Source organism: Pseudonocardia sp. GCM10023141 (assembly GCF_042653605.1).
Map to the genome: position 1 here is coordinate 119,692 of NZ_JBHSIR010000063.1, position 20,807 is coordinate 140,498.

Here is a 20,807-nt window from a genome sequence, read left to right on the forward strand (position 1 = left end):
GGAGATCGATCAGCCGTGCTCCATCACGTCCCGATGCCCAAGCTCGGGGAAACCACCGATGTCGTCGTCATCGACGAGTGGCTCGTCGCCGTGGGCGACACGGTGCACTCCGGTCAGGCCATCGTCAATGCCGAGACCGACAAGGTCACCGCCGAAGTGGTCAGCCCGGTCACCGGTGTCGTCGGTGAGCTCCTCGTCGAGGTCGGTGACGAGGTGTCGACCGGGCACCACATCTGCGTCATCGAGATCGCCTAGCCCGAACCGGTCACCAGCTCACGGGCAACCGGTAGGGCCCGCAGACGTCGATGTCACCCGGATGCATCGGTACGTCCTCGGCCGGCACCGCCACCTGCAACGTCGGGAACCGTTCGATCAGACCCGCGAACGCGATCTGCATCTCCGCCCGGGCGAGGTGCTGCCCGATGCACTGGTGGATTCCGTGGCCGAAGGCGAGATGGCCGCCGGCATCGCGGGCGAGGTCGAGCAGATCCGGATCGCCGAACTTCGCCGGGTCCCGGTTGGCGGCCTGCAGGGAGACGTACACCGTCTCGCCTGCGGCGACCGGCACCCCGCCCAGCTCCACGTTCTCCTTGGCGGCACGGGTGAAGGCCCCGAGCTGGAACACGGTGAGATAGCGGAGCAGCTCCTCGACCGCGTTGCCGATCAGCGCGGGATCCGCCCGCAGCGCGTCCCACCGGCGGCGGTCGTGGACGAGGGCGAATGTCCCGAGCGCCAGCATGTTCGAGGTGGTGTGCTGCCCGCCGATGGCCAGCAGGATCGACACCCCGACCAGCTCGTCCTCAGTCAGGTCGCCGCCGTCGATCATGGTGCTGATCAGGTCGTCGGCCGGCCGGACCTGCCGCTCGCGCACCACGGTCCGGAGCAGCTCACCGAACTCCTGCAGGGCGGCGGCGACCACCTGCGGCCCGGCCTCGGGATCCTCCAGCGCCGCGACGTAGCGATGCATCGTCGCGTGGTGGGCGTCCGGCACCCCGAGCAGGTCGCAGATGGTGGCGAGCGGGATCGGCAGCGCGAAGCTCTCCACGAGGTCGACCGGCGAGCCCAGCTGCGCCATCAGGTCCAGTTGCGTGCGCGTCCGCTCCTCGATGCGCGAGCGCAGCTGGTTCATCTTCCGCATGGTGAAGTGCCCGGCGAGCAGCCGCCGGAACCGGGTGTGCTCGGGTGCGTCCATGTGGATGAAGCCGCCGACCCGGGACGCCACGACGGACGAGTCCTGTTCGGACTCGAGGAACGCGTGCGCGGTGATGGCGTCGGCGGTGTCCACCGGGCGGCGCCGAAAGGCATTGGGAACAGCGCTGAAACGGGTGTCGCCCAGTACCGTCCTGGCCAGCTCGTAGCTGCTGACCAGCCATCCGAGGGAGCCGTCCGGACAGACCAGCCGGCGGATCGGGCTCGTCTCCCGAAGGTGTGCCAACTGCCCCGGCGGATCGAAGAGGCCGGCCCGAACCGTCGGCAGGGTGACCGGCTGATCGTGATCGCTGGTGGTCGTTACGGGCATGGTCGCTGCCTCCTACGAGCATCACGCAGATGCCGATCTTCGGCGCCGCTGCAGGCCACTCCCGACGGTCAGGTGGCCGAGGACTTCTTGCCAACTTCGACGGGAGGCAGGTACCCTCCCCCCGGATTGGAAACGTTACCACCCCGTTCGTGGAGAGTTCAAGCGTCAGCCCCGCAGGCACCAGGACATCTGAGGAACGGCAGACCATGACGCGGTCCGAGTCGGTCGAGACCATCCCCGCACCGCTTCCGCGGGATCCGATGCGCCTGCAATCGGAAACGTTTCCTCTTCCGCGACCGACCCTCACCACGATCTCCGCGCTGTCGATACCCACCAACAAAGGAGTTGCCATGATCGTTCTGCGCCCGGGGGGAACATCATCGTGGCCGGAGCACTCATGAGTACCCGGTGGATGTCCAGGCCGAGAGCACTCGTCCTCGCGGCGGCAGCCGTGCTGTTCGCGGTCACCGCCTGCAGCTCCGCCCAGCCGGGCACCGCACCCAGCGGTGAGAAGCCCGCGATCACCGTCGGCATCGACTCCGCGCTCTCCAACCTGAACCCCGCGCTGGACAACCGCGGGAACGACGGATCCATGATCATCCGTACGTTGGCGTACGACCCGCTGCTGCGCACCGCGCCCGACGGGTCGTTCACGCCGGGCCTGGCCACGTCGTGGAAGTACATCGACGACAAGCGGACGGTCTTCGAGCTCACCCTCCGCACCGGCGCGGCCTTCTCCGACGGCATGCCCGTCAACGCGGCGGCGGTGAAGACCTGGCTCGAGTACTACGCCAACTCCGGCGGCGCCTTCTCCAAGCGACTGAAGATCAGCTCGATCGAGACCGAGGGCGACAGCATCGTCCGGCTGCACATGGCGGCTCCCGAGCCCACCCTGCTGACCCAGCTGTCGGACATGTGGACCTGGGGCCTCATCGGCTCGCCCGCCGCGGTCGCCAAGCCCGACCAGTTGAAGACCCAGACCTTCGGCGCCGGGCCGTACATGCTCGACCCGAAGGAGACGGTCGAGGGCGACCACAACACCTACGTGCCGAACCCGCACTACTACGACCAGTCCAAGATCCGGTTCAGCAAGATCGTCATCAAGATCGTGGTCGATCCCGCCTCGATGCTGCAGGCGGCCACGACGGGCCAGCTCGATGTGGCGCTGGGGCAGCCCTCGATGGCGGCCGGAGCGGTCTCGGCCGGGCTGAACGTCATCCACAAGCCGTTCGGCAGCTCCGAGATCTACTTCATGGACCGCGCAGGCACGCTCGTCAAGCCACTCGGTGACGCCAAGGTGCGCCAGGCGCTCAACTACGCGATCGACCGCAAGGCCATCGCGCAGGGTCTCGCCAACGGCTACGCGGCCCCGATCACGGCGCACTACACCGACGACGCGTGGAACCAGACCAAGGCCGACGCCGCGTACCCCTTCGACCCCGAGAAGGCGAAGTCCCTGCTCGCCGAGGCCGGCTACCCGAACGGGTTCAGCTTCAAGATCGTCACCGTGACCACGGGCAACCGCCAGAACGAGGCGCTGGCCGTTGCCGAGAACCTCCGCAAGGTCGGCGTGACCATGGAGGTCGTGACGGTGCCGGCGGCGCAGTTCATCGACGAGATGAAGAAGGGCGTGTACTCGGCCTTCTACACGACGCGCAAGACGTCGATGGCGTGGGACGTCGGCAACGACATGTGGTCGAACGTCTCGATCACCGACCCGTTCAAGCTCGGCCGTCCGGCCCAACTCGATGTGCTCTACAACGAGACGCTGGCCGCCAAGGACCCGGCTCCGTACCTTACGCAGATGGCCGACTACGTCACCGACCAGTCGTTGACGCTCCCGGTCCTGCTGCAGGACTCCGTCTGGTTCGCCAAGCCGGGCATCGAGGGGATCGACTTCGGCTTCAGCAAGCCCGCTCCGTTCATCATCGATTGGATTCCCAAGGGATGACTGTGGTTTCCGGGGAACCCTCCGGAGCAGCGGTTGCCGACGGGGCGACCCACCGGGCCAGGCGGCCCGGAGCGCCCCGTCGGACGCTGCTGCGGACGGTACTGAGGCGGCTGCTCACGACGGTGGCGCTGCTGCTGATCGTCACGGCGTTGACGTTCCTGCTCATCTCGATCGCGCCGGGGGACGCGGCCCAGGAGATCCTGGGCCCCGACTCCACCCAGGAGGCCTACGACGCGCTGCGCCAGCGGCTGGGGCTGGACCTGCCGGTCTACCAGCAGTACTGGAACTGGCTCTCCGCCGCCCTGCACGGTGACCTCGGGGCGTCGCTGTTCAGCGGGCGCAGCGTCACGGACCTGATCAACGAGCGGGTGCCGGTCACCGTCTCGCTGCTGGCCGCCGTCCTGATCGTCACCACGATCGTCGGCGTCGGCCTCGGTGTCGTCAGCGCCGTGCGCGGCGGCGTGCTCGGCAGGCTGGTCGACGGGCTCTCCCTGATCGGGCTCGCCGTCCCGTCGTTCTGGGCGGGCGCGATCCTCATCGCCGTGTTCGCCGTCAAGCTGCGCTGGTTTCCCGCCATCGGCTACGTGCCGCTGGGCGAGTCGCCGTGGCGCTGGGCCGTGGCGCTGGCCCTGCCCGTCGCGGCGCTGTCGCTCGACGGCGTCGCCATGGTGGCGAAGCAGACCCGCGAGGTCATGCTCGACGTGCTGGGCAGCGAGTACATCCGGATGGCCCGGGCCAACGGGATCAGCCCGCGCTCCCTCACGTTCCGCCATGCGCTGAAGAACTCGGCGATCCGCATCGTGACCGTCGTCAGCCTGCGTGCGGTCGCGCTGCTGGGCGGCACCGTCGTCGTCGAGTCGGTGTTCTCCGTGCCCGGACTGGGCTTCCAGGTGGTCAACTCCACCCAGCGCAGCGACGTCCCCGTCGTGCTGGGTCTCGTCGTGTACTTCACGATCATCGTGGTCGTCATCAACCTCGTGGTGGATGTCAGCTACCGGTGGTTGAACCCGAAGGTGAGCCGATCATGACCAGCATCGACGGCGCCGCGACCCCCGGCAGCGCGCCACCGAACGAGGTGGACCCGCCGCGCCTACTCCGTCGCGTGCTGCGGCGGCCACTCGCCATCGTCTGCCTCGCCTACCTGCTCCTGATCGTCGCCGTCGGCATCATCGCGCCGATCGCGCTGCCCGGGGTGGCGGTCCAGAACGCGGGCGAACTGCTGAGCACCCTGAAGGGCCCCAGCGCCGCCCACCTGCTCGGCACCGACACCCTCGGCCGCGACGTGCTCGACCGGCTGCTCGTGGGCACCGGGCCGACGCTGCTCGGGGTCGCCGAGGCGCTCGTGGCGGTGCTGGTGCTCGGCGTCCCGCTGGGGCTGGTGGCCGGGTTCTTCGGACGGCGGATCGACGCCGTCATCAGCTGGCTCGCCGACCTGACGTTCTCGATCCCGTCGATCGTCGTCATCCTGGTCGTGCTCTCGGCCTTCCGCCACAGCATGACCGCGGCCATGATCAGCTTCGGCGTGCTCACCGCGCCCAGTCTCATGCGGGTCGTGCGGTCGGCCACCGTCGCCGTGCGCAGCGAGCCCTACATCGCCGCCGCGCAGGTGTCGGGCCTGTCCCGTGGGTACATCGTGGTGCGCCACGTCCTGCCGCGGATCGCCGGGCCGATCATCGTGCAGGCGTCGCTGATCGCCTCGTTCGCCCTCGTCGTCCAAACCGGACTGTCGTTCCTCGGCCTGATCGTCGACGCTCCCGCGCCGAGCTGGGGCGGGATGGTCGCCGACGGCATCAAGGCGATCGTGCTCCAGCCCTGGCTGATCTGGCCGGCCGGCATCGCCATCGTGGCGACGGGCCTGGCGCTGGGCCTGCTGGCCGACATCGCCCGCGACGCGACGACCGAGGGTTGGTCACCACAACCGGCCCGGCGGCGTCCGGTCGTTCCCGTGGCCACCCCGCTCGCCGCCTCGGCAGGCGACCCGCCCGCCCGGGACGCACTCCTGTCCATCCGGCAGCTGGGAGTCGCCTTCGCCTCCGCGCAGGGCCTGCAGCCGGTGCTCGACGACGTCAACCTCGACCTGCGGGCCGGCGAGTGCGTCGGGCTCGTCGGGGAGTCCGGCTGCGGAAAGTCGATCACCGCGATGTCGGTGCTCGGGCTGCTCCCCGCCAACGGCCGGGTCACGGCCGGATCGATCTGGTTCGAGGGTCGCGACCTGACCACGATGCCGGAACGGGAGCTGCGCCGGTTGCGCGGCAAGGAGATCGGGCTGATCTCGCAGGAGCCCATGATCAGCCTGGACCCGGCGTTCCGGATCGGCTGGCAGCTCGCCGAGGCGATCCGGCAGCACCACGGCTGCACGGGCCGGGAGGCCCGCACCCGTGCCGTCGGACTGCTGGAGAGCGTCCGGCTGCCGCGCCCCGCCGAGGTCGCCCGCAAGTACCCGCACGAGCTATCCGGTGGGATGGCGCAGCGCGTGGCGATCGCGCGGGCGCTGGCGGGCGAGCCCAAGCTCCTGATCGCCGACGAGCCCACCACCGCACTCGACGTGACGGTCCAGGCCGAGATCCTCGATCTCCTGCGCGACATCCGCCGCGACCGCAACATGGCCGTCCTGCTCGTCACCCACGACTGGGGCGTGGTCGCCGACAGCTGCGACCGCGCCGTCGTGATGTACGCGGGCCAGGTGGTCGAGCAGGGATCGCTGCAGGCCATGTTCCGGGAGCCCCTGCACCCCTACACCGATGCGCTGCTCGCGGCGAACCCGCACAACGCGATCGGCGCCGGGATGCTGCCGACGATCAGCGGCACCGTGCCCAAGCCGGGGCAGTGGCCCGCCGGCTGCCACTTCCACCCGCGCTGCCCCTACGCCACCGCTGCCTGCCGCGACACCGCCGTCGCCCTGCTCGCGCCCGCCGAAGGCAGGCTGACCCGGTGCATCCACCACGACCTGCTCGCCGCGCGCAAGGAAGGAGTTCTGACCTGATGACGGCACCGCATCGGCGTCCTGTCGATCACCGCGCTGGAGTGGATCCGCTGCTCGACGTCCGCGGGCTCACCGTCGAGTACCTGGGCGGCCGCCGGCAGGCACCGCTGCGTGCCGTCGACGGCATCGACCTGACGGTCGCGCTCGGCGAGACCGTCGGACTGGTGGGCGAATCCGGGTCGGGGAAGACCACCATCGGCCGCGCGATCCTCGGCCTGACGCCCGTCACCTCCGGCACGATCTCCTTCTCCGGCAACGACATCACCCGTGCCGGCTATCGCGAGCGCCGCCTGCTGAGCTCCGAGCTCCAGGTCGTCTTCCAGGATCCCTACAGCTCGCTGAACCCGACGCGCACCGTCGGCCAGACCCTCGCCGAGACCTTCCGCGTGCACCACCGCGTGCCCGCGGCCGAGGTGACGGCGCAGGTGAGCTCCCTGCTCGACAAGGTCGGGCTCAGCGCCGATGCGGCGCACCGCTACCCCGCCCAGTTCTCCGGTGGTCAACGCCAACGCATCGCGATCGCGCGCGCCCTGATCGTCGAGCCGCGCCTGGTCATCTGCGACGAACCCGTCAGCGCCCTGGACCTGTCCGTGCAGGCGCAGGTGCTCAACCTGCTCCGGCAGCTCCAGGACGAGTTCGGCCTCAGCTACCTGTTCATCGCCCACGACCTCGCCGTCGTGCGGCACCTGAGCCACCGGATCATCGTGCTCTACCACGGCCGGATCATGGAGCAGGGCGACGCGGCCACCGTCTACGGCCGCGCGGCCCACCCGTACACGCAGGCGCTGCTGGCAGCCGCCCCGGTGCCCGACCCGGAGGAGCAGCGCAGGCGGCGGACGTCGGCGGTGCGCGCGGAGCCCGGCCCCGTCGCCGAGGTGGCGGCGGACGCCTGCCCGTTCGCCCCCCGCTGCCCGCACGCAATCGACGTCTGCCGGACAGTGCGCCCGGCGCTGGAGGCCACCCCGGACGGGTCCCAGGTCGCCTGCCACCGCTGGGCCGAGCTGGCAGCTCCCCCGGCCCGCGCCCCGCGGCCCGCCGCGGCCAACGCCGGCGTCGCGTAACGGCGACCGCGCCCACCACTTCGCCACCGCGCCGACGTCCTAACGTCGGCGCCGTGGCCACGGGGTCGGCGCGGTCGGGTCAGGTCAGCCCCTGCGTCCGGCGCCACCGCGCGGGCGACTCCCCGTAGCGCGCCCGGAAGGCGCGGGAGAAGTAGTAGGGATCGGGGTATCCGCACCGCGACCCGATCTGCGCGACGGGCAACGTGGTGGTGCGCAGGAGATCGGTCGCGCGCCGGAGCCGTCGCTCGATGACCCACGCCATGGGAGGCACGCCCAGCACGTCGCGGAACCGTCGGGTGAGCGTGACCTCGGTGCAGCCGCCCACCTCGGCGAGGCCGCGCACCGTCACAGCCGCCGCCAGGTTCGCGTCGATGTGCCGGACGACCGCGTCGACGTCGGCCGGCAGCGCCACCTCCCCCGGTGCTCGACGGGGGCTGTCGAGCGAGCGGAGCTCGTGACGCAGCAGGATGCCCAGCGCCTGGAGCAGTTCCGTCGGCGGCGGCCGGTCGTCATAGAGCCGCACGGCGTGCCGGAGCACGCCGACGAGGTGGGGGTAGTCGCCGGCGGAACCGACGAAGGGCCTGCGCAGCACCGGTGCCGCGTCGTCGCGCCGCGCCGGATGCCCGGCCAGTGCGTGATGGGCGTTCGTCGAGATCCCGGTGACAACGGGTTCGGTGGCGGAGTGCGCCGGGATGAGGTGCACGGCACCGATCCCGAGTGGGCTCGACGCATCAGCCGCGAACTGCTGGTCGACTCCCCACGGCAGCACCACGAGGGTGCCCCTCTCGAGCGCGATGCGCTCGGTGCCGGCCACGACATGTCCCCGACCGGTGCGGCAGTGGATGACGGAGACGGATTCGACACAGGAGTACCGAAAGTGGCCACCCGGATCGAAATGAACATCCGCGGCCAGCACGACGGTCGGGAACGTCGCCTCCCCCATGCTCGGATTATCCAGGTATGGGAGGGGAAATACCATCCCGAACGCCCCGCGGGCAGCCTACGTTGACGGCAGGAGGATGCCGCGGAATGAAGATCGACGTCGACACATCGGTGTGCATCGGGGCAGGTCTGTGCGTTCTCGCCGCCGACGAGGTGATGGACCAGGACGACGACGGCATCGTCGTGCTCCTCGACGACAGCCCGCAGCCCGGCATGCACGACGCGGTCCGGCGGGCAGCGTCGCTCTGCCCGGCGCGCGCGATCACGATCCGGGAGTCGGCGTGACCGCCGAAGCAATGTCCATACCCCTCGTGGGAACGCCACTCGACCCGCCCGCGGAGTTCGACGCGATCCGCGAGACCTGCCCGGCCCACCCCCTCCGCTTCGCCGACGGGCACCAGGGCTGGCTCGTCACCCGGCACGAGCCGGCCCGGGAGATCCTCCACGACCCGCGGTTCAGCCTGCACCCCCGGCGGCTGCCGGTCGGCCCTGCCGAGCCGGCCGGATTCACCATCGACGCGGTGGCCGAACAGGCGCGCGCGGAGGCGCACTTCCTCATCCTCGATCCGCCCGTGCACACGCGCATCCGGCGATCGGCGATGAGCCGATTCTCCATCCGCGCGGTGAAGGGGTACCGCGAGGGCGTCGAGCAGATCGTCGACGACCGCCTCGATGCCATGGCGGCCGCGGGATCACCGGTGGACCTGACCGAGGTCTACGCCACACCGATCGCCATGCGGACGCAGTGCCTGGTGCTCGGCGTGCCCCCGGCCCACGTCCCCACCTTCATGGACCTCTTCACGTCGTTCCACCCGAACCAGGCCAGGTTCGACTTCCTCCGCGAGGTCCTCGCCGAGAAGCGGGCGAGTCCCGGCGACGACGCGCTGAGCGACCTGCTGAGGTCGTCGGAGCTGAGCGACACCGAGGTACAGGGAATCACGTTCGCGCTGCTCGCGTCCGGCCACGACAGCGTCACCAGCGTGATCGCGCTCGGTGCCGTCGCCCTGCTCGCCCACCCCGAGCAGCTGGCCGCGTTCCGCGCCGGATCATCACCGCCCGCAGGCGCTGTCGAGGAGATCCTGCGCTTCGCGACGCTGTTCGCCAGCGTGCTCCCCCGAACCGCGACCGAGGACGTCGACCTCGCCGGCGTGCACGTGCGGAAGGGCGAGACCGTCGCCGTCTCGCCGATGGCCGCGAACCGGGACCGCCGGCGCTTCGCCGAACCCGACCGCTTCGACATCACGAGGACCGACGCGCTCGGCCATCTCGCCTTCGGGCACGGCGTGCACGCGTGCCTTGGCCAGCAGCTGGCGCGCCTGGAGATCGCCACGGCGCTGTCGCGGCTCTTCGCGCGGTTCCCCACGTTGCGGCTCGTCCGCCCACCCGAGGAGATCGCGCAACCCCTGTTCTCCGACCTCCCGACCTACACCGCCGGGGCCGTCGACGTGGCGTGGGATGCCTGACGGCGCCACGTCACCACCGACCGTCGCGCACCATCTCCGTGACGGCGGCGCGCCCGGTCAGGAGGTCGCCTGCCCACCCGCACGGGTCGGCGGGGTCACCGGCGCCCAGGTGCTCCCACTTCCGCTGCACCTGGGCGACGGTCGGGTGCAGGCCCGGTGGATCGGACGACTCGCGCACGATCCGCTCGTTCTCCGTGACGACCTCCACGCCCGCCGCCCACACGCTCCGGCCGTCCGGCTCGGCCGAGATCAGCCCGCGCAGCGCCGCACGGGAGTACGCCGGTCCGTCCGCAGCGGCGTACGGGTCGGCGCTGTCCCAGGCGGCCGCAACGACGTCGACGAGGCTCCATCGTGGATCCCCGCTGTCCCGGGTGAGATCGAGGACGACCGAGGCGGCCCGGACGGTGATCGAGCGGACCCGGCCGGTGGCCGCCGCTCGGGCGGCGACCACCACGGCGACCACGGTCTGCAGGAACCCGCTCACCGGATAGGGCCGGATCGAGGTGGTTGCGAGCCCGCCGGGGCTGTCGGGCAGTTCGACGGGTCCGCTGCCGCCCCACATCGCGAGCAGACCCCGCGGACCGTCCAGCGACGAGAGCGACGCGGTCAGACCGCGCTGCGCGGCCCGCGCCGCGAGTACGCCGGTGGTCGCGGCGACGGCCCGGTGGAACGCCGTCGTTCCCGACCGCTCCAGCGTGGCCTGCCCGGCGCCGCCTGACATGGACAGCGCATGGGAGACCGCCGCGGTGACGTGCTCCGGGCCCAGGTCGAGCAGCACCGCAGCAGCCACGGCGGCACCGGCACCCCCGGACGTGGCGGTGGCGTGCAGGCGCGGGCCGTGCACGGGCGCGATGACGCTGGCGACCGCCGTGACCATCTCGTACCCGGCCGCGGCGGCCCGCAGGAGGGTCTCGGCCGGCGCGGACGACTCGGCGCCGAGCGCGAGCACCACCGGCCACACGATCGATCCGGGATGGGTGAGGGTCGACCAGTTGATGTCGTCCATGTCGAGGGCGTGCGCACGGATCGCCCAGGAGGCGACGAGGCCGAGCGTGCCGTCCTGCTCCCACGGGGTGGCCCGGACGCCGCCGGCCGGGCGCCCCTCCCCGACCGCCCTGGCCAGCAGGCAGGCGAGGTGGTCCGCCAGCAGCACGGTGGCCGGCTCGACCAGCTCCGCGGCCCGGTCACCGGCCCGCAGGGCGGCCGTCGTGAGCAGCGACCCCGTCGACGTCTCCATCCGTGCCCCCAGGTTGCCGATCCGCCGGTGCGTGCAACCAGCGAGCACGTCACGTATTCTTCTGGAAACGATACCGGACGGCAGCACTGGAGGCATCCCGCGATGAGCAGACTCCGGCTGAGCGTCATCGGCGCCGGGTCCTGGGTGGTGTCGTCACACCTCCCGCAGCTGGCCCGGCGCGCGGACGACGTCGAGTTCTTCGGCGTCTGCCGGCACGGCGGGAGCCTGCTGGAGAAGATCCGGGGCGACTGGGGGTTCTCGGTCGCGAGCGAAGACCACCGCGAGGTCCTGCGCCACGGTGCCGACGTCGTCATCGTCGCCAGCCCGATGGCGCTGCACCACGAGCACGCGCTCGCGGCGCTGCGTGCCGGGGCGCACGTCCTGGTCGAGAAGCCGTTCACCGCGACGAGCGACCAGGCCCGCGAGCTGGTCGCCGAGGCCGAGCGGCTCGACCGGCACCTGCTGGTGTCCTACGGCTACAACTACCGCCCGATGATGGTGCGCGCCAAGGAGGTCATCACCGACCTCGGCGGCATCGGCGAGCTGGAGAACGTCGCGCTGTTCATGGCCTCCGGCACCCGGGAGCTGCTCTCGGGCACCGGTTCGTACGCCAGGGCCGCGGATACCGCCGCGCCCGACGCCGCCACCTGGACCGACCCGCGGATGTCGGGCGGCGGCTACGCGCAGGCACAGCTGACCCATGCGATCGGCCTCGCGGAATGGTTGCAGCCACTGGGTGTCCAGTCCGTGCAGGCGCTCGCCGCAAGCCCGCTCGGCGGCCCCGTGGAACAGCACAACGCCGCCGTCCTGCGGCTGGAGCACGGGGGCATCGGGACGATCACCGGCGCCTCGGCCCACGCGCTGGCCATGGACCACCGCGACCAGCTCCAGATCCGCGCGGTGGGCAGTGCCGGGCAGTTCACCCTCGACGTCGACGGCGATCGGTTCCGCATGTACCGGACGGGCCGCGAGGAGATCGACATCACCTTCCCCGACGGCAGCGGACGCTACGAGTGCGACGGTCCCCCGCACGCGCTAGTCGACCTCGCCCTGGGCCGCCCGGTCGAGAACCGGTCCCCCGGCGCCTTGGGCCTGGCGACGGTGGCTGTACTGGAGGCGCTGTACGCGAGCACGGCAGGCGGGGTGCCGGTCACGGTGCGGTCGGCGCGCTAGGAGGGTGCTGCGGGACTCCGGGCGGTGGACCAACGGCACGCTCGTGCACCAGGGGTGGACGAGAGTGCCGTTCGCTCGACGCCTCACTGCCGGTAGCGGTCCACCACGTCCTCGACGATCGTGATGCCCAGGCCCGGCCGACCGACCGGCGGCGCGATCCACCCGTCGACGTGCCCGAACGGCTCGGTGACCAGCTCGTGCTGCATCGGGTTGGCGAGTGGCTTCAGCTCGAACAGGGTGCAGGCGCGGCTGGAGAAGCTGACCGCGAGGCTCGCGGCGCTGACGATCGCCGACGACCACGCGTGGGCGTTGGCCTGCCTGCGGTGCGCCTCGACGCGGTCGGCCACCTTCTTGAAACCGGTGATGCCCTCGGCACGGCCGGGGTCGACGCCGATGACGTCGCAGGTGCCGGTGTCGAGGACGCGCTCGTAGCCGGCGAGGGTCCACTCCTTCTCACCGTAGGCGATCAGCGCCGTCGTCTTCGCCCGCAGGGTGCGGTAGCCCTCGGGGTCCCAGGCCCCGAGTGGCTCCTCGATCCAGTCGATGCGGTACTCGTCGAACGCCTGCACCCGGCGCACGGCCGTCGAGACGTCCCACTGGATCGCGTAGCCGAGGTCGATCATGAGCTTCTTGTCGGGGCCGATCGCCTCGCGCATCGCCCGCACGTACTCGACGTCGCGGTCGTGCTCGTAGCCCAGCCGCGCGTCGCCGCGCTTGCCGAACCCGACCTTCATCCCCTGCAGGCCACTGTCCAACCAGGACACCGCCTCGTCGGCCATCGCCGCGATCGAGGAGTGGTGGGCGTGCGACGACGCGATGGCCGGCAGGCGGTCGTGCACCGGGCCGCCGAGCAGCTCGCAGACGCTGGTGCCGAGCACCTTGCCCTTGATGTCCCAGAGCGCGATGTCGATCGCGGCCACGGCGTACGAGACGAGCCCGCCGCCGTAGCCGTACCACCAGGCCCGCTCCTTGAGCGCGTGCCAGATCTCGAGGTTGTGCAGTGGGTCCTTGCCGATGACGAACTCCGCCAGTCCCTCGATCAGCGCCGCGACCGCCGGGTTGGCCTCGGGGAACTGCGTGATCGACTCACCCCACCCGACCACGCCCTCGTCGGTCGTGATCTTGACCAAGCAGAGGTAGCGGGTGGCGTCGAAGTCGTTCGGTTCCGGATAGGCGACCGGGATCGGTTCCACGGTGGCGATCTTCACGGGTTCTCCGTTCAGGTCGGCTGGTGTTCGGCCGAGGTCGCAGCGAGCGTGGTGATGCTGGCGCGCGGGGTGAAGATGGTGTCGACGGTGAGCGTCTGGGGTTCGCCCCCGGCCAGCATGTCCAGGAGCAGCCGGGCCGACGACGTGCCGATCTCGTCGGCATCGCGGGCGACCGAGGCCAGGTCGGGGGTGGAGACGTCGAACAGCGGCCACTCGTCGAGGACGATCAGCGCGATGTCGACGCCCGGCTTGCGGCCCAGCTGCCGCAGCGCCCGCAGCGCCCCAGCGGTACTCCCGACTCCCCCACTGATCAGGGCCGTCGGCGCGGGAGAACGCGACATCATCCGGACGAACTCGGACTTGGCGAAGCCCTCGTCGAAACCACCGAAGGACTGCATCGACTCGTTCACCGGCACCCCGGCCGCGGCGTGCGCGGCGACGTAGCCCCGGCGCCGCTCCCGTGACGAGCGGACGTCGAGCGAGCCGGTGACGAGCCCGACGTGGTGGTGGCCCCGGCGCAGCAGCTCGGACACGGCGGTGAGCACGCCGGTGTAGTGATCGCACAGGACCGCGCCGGCGCTCAGCCCGCCGACCTCACGGTCGAGCAGGACGACGGGCACCCGCAGCTCGGCCAGCGCGCTGCGGGTCGTCTCGGCCGTCTCCGACGCCAACGAGGCGATCACCCCGTCGACACGGCGCCGCCGCAGCAGCGTGAGGTTCTTCAGCTCCGCGCCCACATCGCCGTCGGAGTTGGTCAGCAGCATCGAGTACCCCGACCGGCGCAGCTCCTGCTCGCAGCGGCGGGCGATCGTGGCGAACAGCGGGTTGGAGATGTCGCGCAGCAGGAAGCCGACCGTGCGGGTGGATCCCAGACGCAGCGACTGCGCCAGCAGATCCGGTTCGTAGCCCAGTTCCGCCGCCGCCCGCTCCACGCGGGCCCGCATCGCCGCGGAGACGTCCGGGTGGTCCGACAGCACCCGCGACACGCTCGACAGGGCGACGCCGGCACGGGCAGCAACGTCGCGGATCGTCACCACCGAGGGATCTCCGGGTAGATGCATGGCACGCCTTCGTCAGGTGGGGTCCGATACGCGGGGAAACGCTAGTCCACCCGTGGGAGCGCAGAAGGCCAGGCGGGGTATCGAGCCTTACCGATCGACCCGGTACTGCTCGATGAAGTCGTCGTTGAGCACCCAGCCGAACCCCGGGCCGTCGGGCAGCACCAGCGCGCCGTTCTCCAGCGGCTTGCGGTTGGCCAGCAGGTTCCAGAAGATCGGGTCGCGGTCCGGGGAGAACGACTCGACGTAGGTACCGTGCGGCACCGAAGCCAGCAGCGGGGCGGCGACCTGCGCCTCCTCGTGATGCCCGAGCTGCACGTCGAAGACGCCCGCCAGCGCCGCCACTCGACGCCACTCGGTCGGCCCCCCGCCCCACGACGCGTCATAGTTGCACACGTCGATCGCGCCGTTGGTCATCAACTCCCGCATCCCGACCCGGGAGATCTCGCTCTGCCCGGCCGCGACGTTGACGTTGCCCCGCAGCCGCACGTCGCGCAGCCCGCGCCAGTCGGCGTGCCAGCGCGTCGGCTCCTCGAACCAGCGCAGCTGGACGTCGTCGGCGATCAGTCGGAGGAAGGCCAGCGCCTCGTCGACGCTGTAGCCCTGGTTGGCGTCGACGATGAACACGAAGTCGTCACCGACCAGCGCCTTCGCCGCACGCAGGCGCGCCGCGTCGACCTCCGGCGGCTTCGCCCCGATCTTGAACTTCATGCCCACCATGCCGTGCTCGGCGTGGAAGAACTCCAGCTCACGTTCCAGGTCGGACTCGCTGGTGCCGTAGTAGCCGCCGATCCCGATCATCGGGACGCGGTCGCGGAAGCCGCCCCAGAGCTTCCACAGCGGCTGGTTCGAGTACTGGCCGACCGCGTCCCACACCGCGCTGTCGACGCACGCGATGGCCTGCATCGGCAGCGCCCGGTCGCGCAGCTGGTCCAGCGTCGCCGGGATCATCGCGTGCCAGATGCGCTCGACCTGCATGACGTCCAGGCCGGTGACCAGCGGGGCGAGCTCCTTGTGGATCAGGTCCAGCACGTCGGACTGTTGTGCGTCGGTGTCGGCGTTGTAGCTCTGCCCGACCACGCCGTCCGAGGTGCGGATCCTGGTGATGATCGTGCAGCGGTTCCGCATCGAGTAGTAGCTGCCCTTGTACAGGTGCTTGAGCGGGACCTTGATGGGGATGGTCTCGATCTGCTCGATCAACGGCATCGTTGGCGCACCCCTCCGAATGACCGATGAGGTCACGTATTGGCGTTCTGGAAACGGTACCAGTATCGTTCCGATTCGGTCAAACACCCGAAGACGAGGTGCGCACCGCGTGCCGGAGGATCGATCGGATGAGGCCTGCGACGAGTGAGGAGGCGGCAACCGTGACACGGACGCCGATCATCGACAGCCACGTCCACCTGTGGAACCGCCGGCATCCGAGCCTGCGCTGGGACTGGCTCGACCCGCAGGCCGTCCACCCGATCCTCGGCAACATCGACGGGATCAAGTCGACCGGGTACGAGGCCGAGAACCTGTGGGCCGAGGCACGCTTCGCCGACGTGGCAGCGTTCGTGCACGTCGAGGCGGCCCTCGGCTCCCCGGACCCGGTGGAGGAGACCCGGTGGCTCACCGAGATGGCCCGCCGCACCGGACACCCCGCCGCGCTCGTCGCTCACGTCGACCTCGGCGGCGAGGATGCCGTGCCGGAGCTCGACGGGCATCAGGAGTCGCCGCTGATGCGCGGCGTCCGCGACTTCGCCACCGAGGCCTACCTGACCACCGGCACGACCACCCGGAACTACGAGGCATCGCTCACCGAGCTGTCGCGCCGGGGGCTCGTCCTCGACCTCGACTGCGAGTGGCCGCACATGGCTGCCGCGCGCGAGCTGGCCGACCGCCACCCCGAGCTCGTCATCGTGCTGGAGCACATCGGCTACCCCCGGCGCCGCGATGCCGAGTACTTCGCGGGATGGCGACACGGGATCACCGAGCTGGCCCGCGCAGAGAACGTCCTGTGCAAGGTGTCCGGCGTGGCCATGACCGACCCCCACTTCACCCGGGAGTCGCTGGAGCCCTGGGTGGTGCACAGCCTGGAGTCCTTCGGGCCGGACCGCTGCATGATCGGGTCGAACTGGCCGGTCGACCGGCTGTTCAGCTCCTACGACGTGATCATGAACCTCTACCGCGACTTCGTCGCGAGCCTGTCGGCCGACGAGCAGGTGCAGGTTCTGCACGACAATGCCGCCGCCACCTTCCGGATCCCGCCGGGACACGCGTGATCCACCGTGCTCGGCCGCGGCGTCGGGGTGATGCGCGCCGTCAGATCGGGGCTGCCTGCAGCAACAGGGTCAGTACCCGCAGTGCGGTGTCCATCCGCCGCTCGACCGCGGCGACCGCGGCGGCGGGGTCCTGCTCGACGATGGCCCGCACCAGTTGCGCGGTCTCCACGTCGTCGCGGGCGAGCTCGGTGGCGTCGAACGTGGTCCGCGCCGGGATGTCGAGCGGGTCGAACAGGCCGCGGTAGAGGTCGATGAGCAGGGCGTTGCCGGTCATGTCGAGGATGTGCTCGTGCAGCGCCGCATCGGATCTGCGGCGCGCCACGGACTCGGCGACCTCCTCGTGGGCGGCGGCGAGTTCTTGGAGGCGCGCGACGTCGGCGGCGGCGGGAAGGGTGGCCGCCGAGCGGGCGATCTCGATCTCGAGTGCCCTGCGCACCCGGAACGCGTCGAGCACGTCGGCGCTGTGCACACGCCGGCGCAGCGCGGCGTCGATCTCGCGGCGGGACCGCACGTAGGTGCCGTCTCCCTGGCGCACCTCCAGCAGGCCGGAGTGTGCCAGCACCCGGACGGCCTCGCGGATCGTGGACCGGCCGACCGCGAGCTCCCTCGCCAGTTCCGCCTCGACCGGCAGCCGGCCACCGACCGGCCAGATCCCGCCGGCGATCCGCTGCCGGAGCTGGTCGATCACCCGGTCGGTGAGCCCTCCTCGAACCACCGGGGTCAACGAGAGGTGCGCATCGGGTCGATCGCCCCCGTTCTCTGCCATACCGGAGCAAGCTACTCGACCGGTGGCCCGCCCGCTGCGCCGTACTCCCACGCCGAGGTGCATTCATCTGATGATCTGTTGACCCGGGTAGCGTGGTCTGTCAGGCTGGAAGAGGGGGGTGTCGAGCCGGTCATGACCATGGAGATCCAGCAGCTGATGTGGCGGATCGAGGCCATCCGCGACACGGTGCACGCGGCGGTGTTCGCCGACGGCGACGTCGAGACGGCGCTGACCTCCCTCGATGCGGGGTGCGTCTTCCAGACCGTCGCCGGGTCGGTGGGGGCCACCGGCATCGAGGACATCCGCCGGTTCCTCACCGAGGACGTCGTCCCGCACCTTCCGGGTGATCTCGCCTTCCGCCGGGTGTCGAAGACGTCCGACCAGCGCCGGGTCACGCACGAGCTGATCGTGACGTTCACCCACGACCGGGAGCTCCCGTGGCTCCTGCCGGGCATTCCGCCGACCGGACGCACCGTCTCGGTGAACGCGGTGTCGATCGGATCGTTCAGGCACACCTCGACGCTGGGCCACGTCACCTCGCGGCTCACCGCCTACCGGATCATGTGGGATCGGCTCGACCTGCTGGAGCGGCTCGGCGTGCTCGATCGGCTCGCCGCGGCGAAGGCGTGATCGGCCACCACCTCGGCAACGGGCGCACGGTGGGGATCTCCGAGACAGCCGGGATCGTCAGCGGGGCACGACCTGGTCGAGCCAGGCGATCAGGCCCGCCTCCACCTCGGCCCGGTTGGTCTCGTTGAAGATCTCGTGCCGGGCATCGGGGTAGGTGACGAGCGTGATGTCGGTGAGGCCCGCCACCTGGTACCGATCGACGAGCGCGTTGACCAGCGCGAGCTGCCCGTTGACGGGGTCCTTGTCGCCGACGGCGATGTAGAGCGGCAGGTCGGGGCGGATCGCGGCCAGCCGTGCGGGGTCACCGGCATCACGCGCCCCGGCGAACAACGCCTTGCCCGCTGCGGTGTCGAGGCCGAAGCCGCAACCGGGATCGGCGATGTAGGCGTCCACCTGCGACTCATCGCGGGAGAGCCAGTCGAAGTCGGTGCGGGCCGGCGCGAACGGGGCGTTGAACATGGCCAGGTCGATCGGCTTGTCCAGGTCGAGCGCGGGTTCGAGCAGGTTGAGCGCGGCCGTACCGGTGAGCACGGCGGCGGTGACGTCCTCGCTGTGGTCGAGCAGGTACTGCTGCACGGCGAACGAGCCCATGCTGTGGCCCAGCAGCACCAGTGGCAGATCGGGGTGCTCGTCGTGGCTGCGCCCGACCAGCACGTCGATGTCGTCGACGAGGCCGGCCCAGCCGTCGGCGCCGATCTGGCCCTGCTCGGCCGGTGACGCGGCGCTGGCACCGTGCCCGCGATGGTCCTGTCCGACGACGAGGAAGCCGGCGCCGGTCAGCGCGTCGGCGAGGTGCCCGTAGCGCAGCACGTGCTCGCCCATCCCGTGGGTCAGCTGCACCACGGCGCGAGCGTCCCCGCCCGGTTCCCAGCGGTAGGCCGTGACCGTGGTGCCGTCGCGCCCGTCGAAGGTGAAGGTCACCGGGGTGGTCTGCCGGGTCATCGCGTCACCGTCGACATGTGGTTCTCCCTGATTCGGTGCTTCTGCAGCTTGCCGGTCGCCGTGCGGGGCAGTTCGGTCACGAAGTCGATGGTGCGGGGCATCTTGAACCGGGCGATCCGCCCCGCGAGGAAGGCGAGCAGCTCACGCTCCAGCTCGGGACCGGGTACGGCACCGTCCGCAGGCTGCACGACGGCCTTGACCAGCTCGCCCATCTCGTCGTCCGGGACGCCGATCACGGCCAGGTCGAACACGGCCGGGTGCAGCGTCAGTACGTTCTCGACCTCCTGCGGGTAGATGTTGACCCCACCCGAGATGATCATGAAGGCCTTGCGGTCGGTGAGGAAGAGGAATCCGTCCTCGTCGAGGTAGCCGACGTCACCGGTGGTGCCCCAGCCCGGGTGCTCGGGGTGCTGCGCCTGCGCCGTCTTGGCCGGATCGTTGTGGTAGGCGAAGGGGAGGACCTCGCGTTCGAAGTAGATCAAGCCGACCTCCCCGACGGGCAGCTCGCGGCCGTCGTCGCCGCAGATGTGGAGCACGCCCAGCAGCGACCGGCCGACCGATCCCGGCCGCTGCAGCCACGTCTCGGAGTCGATCACCGTGATGCCGATGGCCTCGGTGGCCGCATAGTACTCCTGGAGGATCGGCCCCCACCACGCGATCATGGCCTGCTTGACCTCGACGGGGCACGGCGCGGCCGCGTGCACGGCGACGCGATGCGTCGACAGGTCGTGGCGAGCCCGCTCGGCGGCCGGGAGCTTGAGCATCCGCACGAACATCGTGGGCACCCACTGGCTGTGCGTCACGCCGAAGCGCTCGATCGCGGCGAGCGCGGCGCGCGGCTCGAACTTCGGCATGACGACGACGGTGCCGCCGACCTGGTGGATCATGCCGCCGAACCGCAGCGGTGCGGCGTGGTAGAGCGGAGCGGGCGACAGGTAGACGGTGTCGGCGTCGAAGCCGTAGAGCGGGCCGAAGATGCCGAGCAGCGGATCGCCGCCCTCTTGCACCTGCTGGACCGGCAGGGGTGCCCGGACGCCCTTGGGCAACCCCGTGGTGCCCGAGGAGTAGAGCATGTCCCGGCCGCGCGGCTGGTGCGGCAGCGGCTCGGCCGACGCTGCCGCCAGCGCCGCGTCGTAGTCGTCGTGCCCCTCGATACCGCCGCCCACCGCGCTCCCGCCCACCGCGCTCCCGCCCACTGCGAGCCGCACCTCGACGCCGGGCGTGAGCGCGACGATCGCGGTCGCGACGTCGGAGAGCGCCGCCGACACCACGAGCGCGCGCGCACCGCAGTCCCCCACGATGTAGGCGACCTCCGCGGCCGTGAGGTGCTGGTTGATGGCGGTGATGTAGAGCCCGCTGCGCATCGCGGCCCAGAACACCTCGTAGTAGCGCAGGCTGTTCTCCGACAGCAGCGCCACGGCGTCGCCCGGCCGGAGTCCGGCGTCGTGCAGCGCGCGCGAGAGGCGGATCGATCGTTCCTCGAGCTCGGCGTAGGTCAGCACCGCGCCGGAGTCGGCCATCACGACGGCGGGCTTGTCGGGAGTGAGCGCTGCGAACGTTCCCGGGTACACTGCCGTCTCCTCGATGAGTCCTGGTGCTGGGGTCCTGGT

General features: G+C 70.9%; 19 protein-coding genes. 10 read left to right on the forward strand and 9 right to left on the reverse strand.

Features of this window, described 5'->3' with window-relative positions; genetic code table 11:
• Positions 1-15 precede the first annotated feature (15 nt).
• On the forward strand, positions 16-255 hold the full coding sequence (locus ACFPFQ_RS35830) for a biotin/lipoyl-containing protein (RefSeq protein WP_379626988.1): 240 nt from the start codon (positions 16-18) through the stop codon (positions 253-255).
• A gap of 10 nt (positions 256-265) precedes the next feature.
• Here the strand turns inward: ACFPFQ_RS35830 and ACFPFQ_RS35835 are convergent, their stop codons facing one another.
• Positions 266-1,519, reverse strand: coding sequence for a cytochrome P450 (locus ACFPFQ_RS35835; RefSeq protein WP_379626990.1), 1,254 nt, complete (start codon positions 1,517-1,519; stop codon positions 266-268).
• 412 nt (positions 1,520-1,931) lie between these two features.
• On the opposite strand from ACFPFQ_RS35835, the gene ACFPFQ_RS35840 reads away from it, so the two are divergent.
• From ACFPFQ_RS35840 to ACFPFQ_RS35855, 4 genes are read left to right on the forward strand one after another with little or no spacing between them, the layout of a single operon-like run.
• The gene (locus tag ACFPFQ_RS35840) at positions 1,932-3,470 is read left to right on the forward strand and encodes an ABC transporter substrate-binding protein (protein WP_379626992.1); all 1,539 of its coding nucleotides are present in this window, start codon (positions 1,932-1,934) and stop codon (positions 3,468-3,470) included.
• Entirely contained in the window at positions 3,467-4,498 is a 1,032-nt protein-coding gene (locus tag ACFPFQ_RS35845; RefSeq protein ID WP_379626994.1) for an ABC transporter permease, read from the forward strand. The genes ACFPFQ_RS35840 and ACFPFQ_RS35845 overlap by 4 nt, the downstream gene beginning before the upstream one ends.
• The gene (locus ACFPFQ_RS35850) at positions 4,495-6,453 is read left to right on the forward strand and encodes a dipeptide/oligopeptide/nickel ABC transporter permease/ATP-binding protein (protein WP_379626996.1); all 1,959 of its coding nucleotides are present in this window, start codon (positions 4,495-4,497) and stop codon (positions 6,451-6,453) included. Before ACFPFQ_RS35845 ends, ACFPFQ_RS35850 begins: the two co-directional genes overlap by 4 nt.
• Positions 6,453-7,514, forward strand: a complete 1,062-nt coding sequence (locus ACFPFQ_RS35855; protein WP_379626998.1) for an ABC transporter ATP-binding protein — start codon at positions 6,453-6,455, stop codon at positions 7,512-7,514. Before ACFPFQ_RS35850 ends, ACFPFQ_RS35855 begins: the two co-directional genes overlap by 1 nt.
• Positions 7,515-7,593: 79 nt before the next feature.
• On the opposite strand, the gene ACFPFQ_RS35860 is transcribed toward ACFPFQ_RS35855, so the two are convergent.
• Positions 7,594-8,457: a helix-turn-helix domain-containing protein gene (locus tag ACFPFQ_RS35860; protein WP_379627000.1), complete on the reverse strand. Its 864-nt coding sequence runs from the start codon at positions 8,455-8,457 to the stop codon at positions 7,594-7,596.
• 86 nt (positions 8,458-8,543) lie between these two features.
• On the opposite strand from ACFPFQ_RS35860, the gene ACFPFQ_RS35865 reads away from it, so the two are divergent.
• Complete coding sequence (locus ACFPFQ_RS35865; protein WP_379627002.1) at positions 8,544-8,741, forward strand: ferredoxin; 198 nt, start codon at positions 8,544-8,546, stop codon at positions 8,739-8,741.
• The gene (locus ACFPFQ_RS35870) at positions 8,738-9,919 is read left to right on the forward strand and encodes a cytochrome P450 (protein WP_379627004.1); all 1,182 of its coding nucleotides are present in this window, start codon (positions 8,738-8,740) and stop codon (positions 9,917-9,919) included. The genes ACFPFQ_RS35865 and ACFPFQ_RS35870 overlap by 4 nt, the downstream gene beginning before the upstream one ends.
• Before the next feature lie 10 nt (positions 9,920-9,929).
• On the opposite strand, the gene ACFPFQ_RS35875 is transcribed toward ACFPFQ_RS35870, so the two are convergent.
• Positions 9,930-11,156, reverse strand: coding sequence for an MmgE/PrpD family protein (locus ACFPFQ_RS35875; RefSeq protein ID WP_379627006.1), 1,227 nt, complete (start codon positions 11,154-11,156; stop codon positions 9,930-9,932).
• Positions 11,157-11,258: 102 nt separating this feature from the next.
• Here ACFPFQ_RS35875 and ACFPFQ_RS35880 point away from each other — a divergent pair, with 102 nt between their 5' ends.
• On the forward strand, positions 11,259-12,329 hold the full coding sequence (locus ACFPFQ_RS35880; protein ID WP_379627008.1) for a Gfo/Idh/MocA family protein: 1,071 nt from the start codon (positions 11,259-11,261) through the stop codon (positions 12,327-12,329).
• 83 nt (positions 12,330-12,412) lie between these two features.
• Here the strand turns inward: ACFPFQ_RS35880 and ACFPFQ_RS35885 are convergent, their stop codons facing one another.
• From ACFPFQ_RS35885 to ACFPFQ_RS35895, 3 genes are all read right to left on the reverse strand, one after another.
• The gene (locus tag ACFPFQ_RS35885; protein ID WP_379627010.1) at positions 12,413-13,537 is read right to left on the reverse strand and encodes a mandelate racemase/muconate lactonizing enzyme family protein; all 1,125 of its coding nucleotides are present in this window, start codon (positions 13,535-13,537) and stop codon (positions 12,413-12,415) included.
• Positions 13,538-13,548: 11 nt separating this feature from the next.
• The gene (locus ACFPFQ_RS35890) at positions 13,549-14,598 is read right to left on the reverse strand and encodes a LacI family DNA-binding transcriptional regulator (RefSeq protein ID WP_379627012.1); all 1,050 of its coding nucleotides are present in this window, start codon (positions 14,596-14,598) and stop codon (positions 13,549-13,551) included.
• Positions 14,599-14,685: 87 nt separating this feature from the next.
• The gene (locus ACFPFQ_RS35895; RefSeq protein WP_379627014.1) at positions 14,686-15,801 is read right to left on the reverse strand and encodes a mandelate racemase/muconate lactonizing enzyme family protein; all 1,116 of its coding nucleotides are present in this window, start codon (positions 15,799-15,801) and stop codon (positions 14,686-14,688) included.
• Between the two features lie 161 nt (positions 15,802-15,962).
• On the opposite strand from ACFPFQ_RS35895, the gene ACFPFQ_RS35900 reads away from it, so the two are divergent.
• Positions 15,963-16,859 (forward strand): amidohydrolase family protein, encoded by an 897-nt coding sequence (locus ACFPFQ_RS35900; RefSeq protein ID WP_379627016.1) that lies wholly within the window; start codon positions 15,963-15,965, stop codon positions 16,857-16,859.
• A gap of 40 nt (positions 16,860-16,899) precedes the next feature.
• Here the strand turns inward: ACFPFQ_RS35900 and ACFPFQ_RS35905 are convergent, their stop codons facing one another.
• Entirely contained in the window at positions 16,900-17,625 is a 726-nt protein-coding gene (locus ACFPFQ_RS35905) for a FadR/GntR family transcriptional regulator (RefSeq protein ID WP_379627018.1), read from the reverse strand.
• Between the two features lie 132 nt (positions 17,626-17,757).
• Between ACFPFQ_RS35905 and ACFPFQ_RS35910 the strand changes: the two genes are divergently transcribed.
• The gene (locus ACFPFQ_RS35910; protein ID WP_379627020.1) at positions 17,758-18,255 is read left to right on the forward strand and encodes a hypothetical protein; all 498 of its coding nucleotides are present in this window, start codon (positions 17,758-17,760) and stop codon (positions 18,253-18,255) included.
• 57 nt (positions 18,256-18,312) lie between these two features.
• On the opposite strand, the gene ACFPFQ_RS35915 is transcribed toward ACFPFQ_RS35910, so the two are convergent.
• Both ACFPFQ_RS35915 and ACFPFQ_RS35920 read right to left on the reverse strand, forming a co-directional pair.
• Positions 18,313-19,197, reverse strand: coding sequence for an alpha/beta fold hydrolase (locus ACFPFQ_RS35915; RefSeq protein ID WP_379627022.1), 885 nt, complete (start codon positions 19,195-19,197; stop codon positions 18,313-18,315).
• Complete coding sequence (locus ACFPFQ_RS35920; protein WP_379627024.1) at positions 19,194-20,768, reverse strand: acyl-CoA synthetase; 1,575 nt, start codon at positions 20,766-20,768, stop codon at positions 19,194-19,196. The genes ACFPFQ_RS35915 and ACFPFQ_RS35920 overlap by 4 nt, the downstream gene beginning before the upstream one ends.
• Positions 20,769-20,807: the final 39 nt, after the last annotated feature.

What these genes read in the sequence shown, in the direction of transcription:
- ACFPFQ_RS35835 (WP_379626990.1), bottom strand. Translation starts at nt 1,519, where the DNA reads ATGCCCGTAACGACCACCAGCGATCACGATCAGCCGGTCACCCTGCCG.
- ACFPFQ_RS35840 (WP_379626992.1), top strand. Translation starts at nt 1,932, where the DNA reads ATGTCCAGGCCGAGAGCACTCGTCCTCGCGGCGGCAGCCGTGCTGTTC.
- ACFPFQ_RS35845 (WP_379626994.1), top strand. Translation starts at nt 3,467, where the DNA reads ATGACTGTGGTTTCCGGGGAACCCTCCGGAGCAGCGGTTGCCGACGGG.
- ACFPFQ_RS35850 (WP_379626996.1), top strand. Translation starts at nt 4,495, where the DNA reads ATGACCAGCATCGACGGCGCCGCGACCCCCGGCAGCGCGCCACCGAAC.
- ACFPFQ_RS35855 (WP_379626998.1), top strand. Translation starts at nt 6,453, where the DNA reads ATGACGGCACCGCATCGGCGTCCTGTCGATCACCGCGCTGGAGTGGAT.
- ACFPFQ_RS35860 (WP_379627000.1), bottom strand. Translation starts at nt 8,457, where the DNA reads ATGGGGGAGGCGACGTTCCCGACCGTCGTGCTGGCCGCGGATGTTCAT.
- ACFPFQ_RS35865 (WP_379627002.1), top strand. Translation starts at nt 8,544, where the DNA reads ATGAAGATCGACGTCGACACATCGGTGTGCATCGGGGCAGGTCTGTGC.
- ACFPFQ_RS35875 (WP_379627006.1), bottom strand. Translation starts at nt 11,156, where the DNA reads ATGGAGACGTCGACGGGGTCGCTGCTCACGACGGCCGCCCTGCGGGCC.
- ACFPFQ_RS35880 (WP_379627008.1), top strand. Translation starts at nt 11,259, where the DNA reads ATGAGCAGACTCCGGCTGAGCGTCATCGGCGCCGGGTCCTGGGTGGTG.
- ACFPFQ_RS35890 (WP_379627012.1), bottom strand. Translation starts at nt 14,598, where the DNA reads ATGCATCTACCCGGAGATCCCTCGGTGGTGACGATCCGCGACGTTGCT.
- ACFPFQ_RS35895 (WP_379627014.1), bottom strand. Translation starts at nt 15,801, where the DNA reads ATGCCGTTGATCGAGCAGATCGAGACCATCCCCATCAAGGTCCCGCTC.
- ACFPFQ_RS35905 (WP_379627018.1), bottom strand. Translation starts at nt 17,625, where the DNA reads ATGGCAGAGAACGGGGGCGATCGACCCGATGCGCACCTCTCGTTGACC.
- ACFPFQ_RS35910 (WP_379627020.1), top strand. Translation starts at nt 17,758, where the DNA reads ATGACCATGGAGATCCAGCAGCTGATGTGGCGGATCGAGGCCATCCGC.
- ACFPFQ_RS35915 (WP_379627022.1), bottom strand. Translation starts at nt 19,197, where the DNA reads ATGACCCGGCAGACCACCCCGGTGACCTTCACCTTCGACGGGCGCGAC.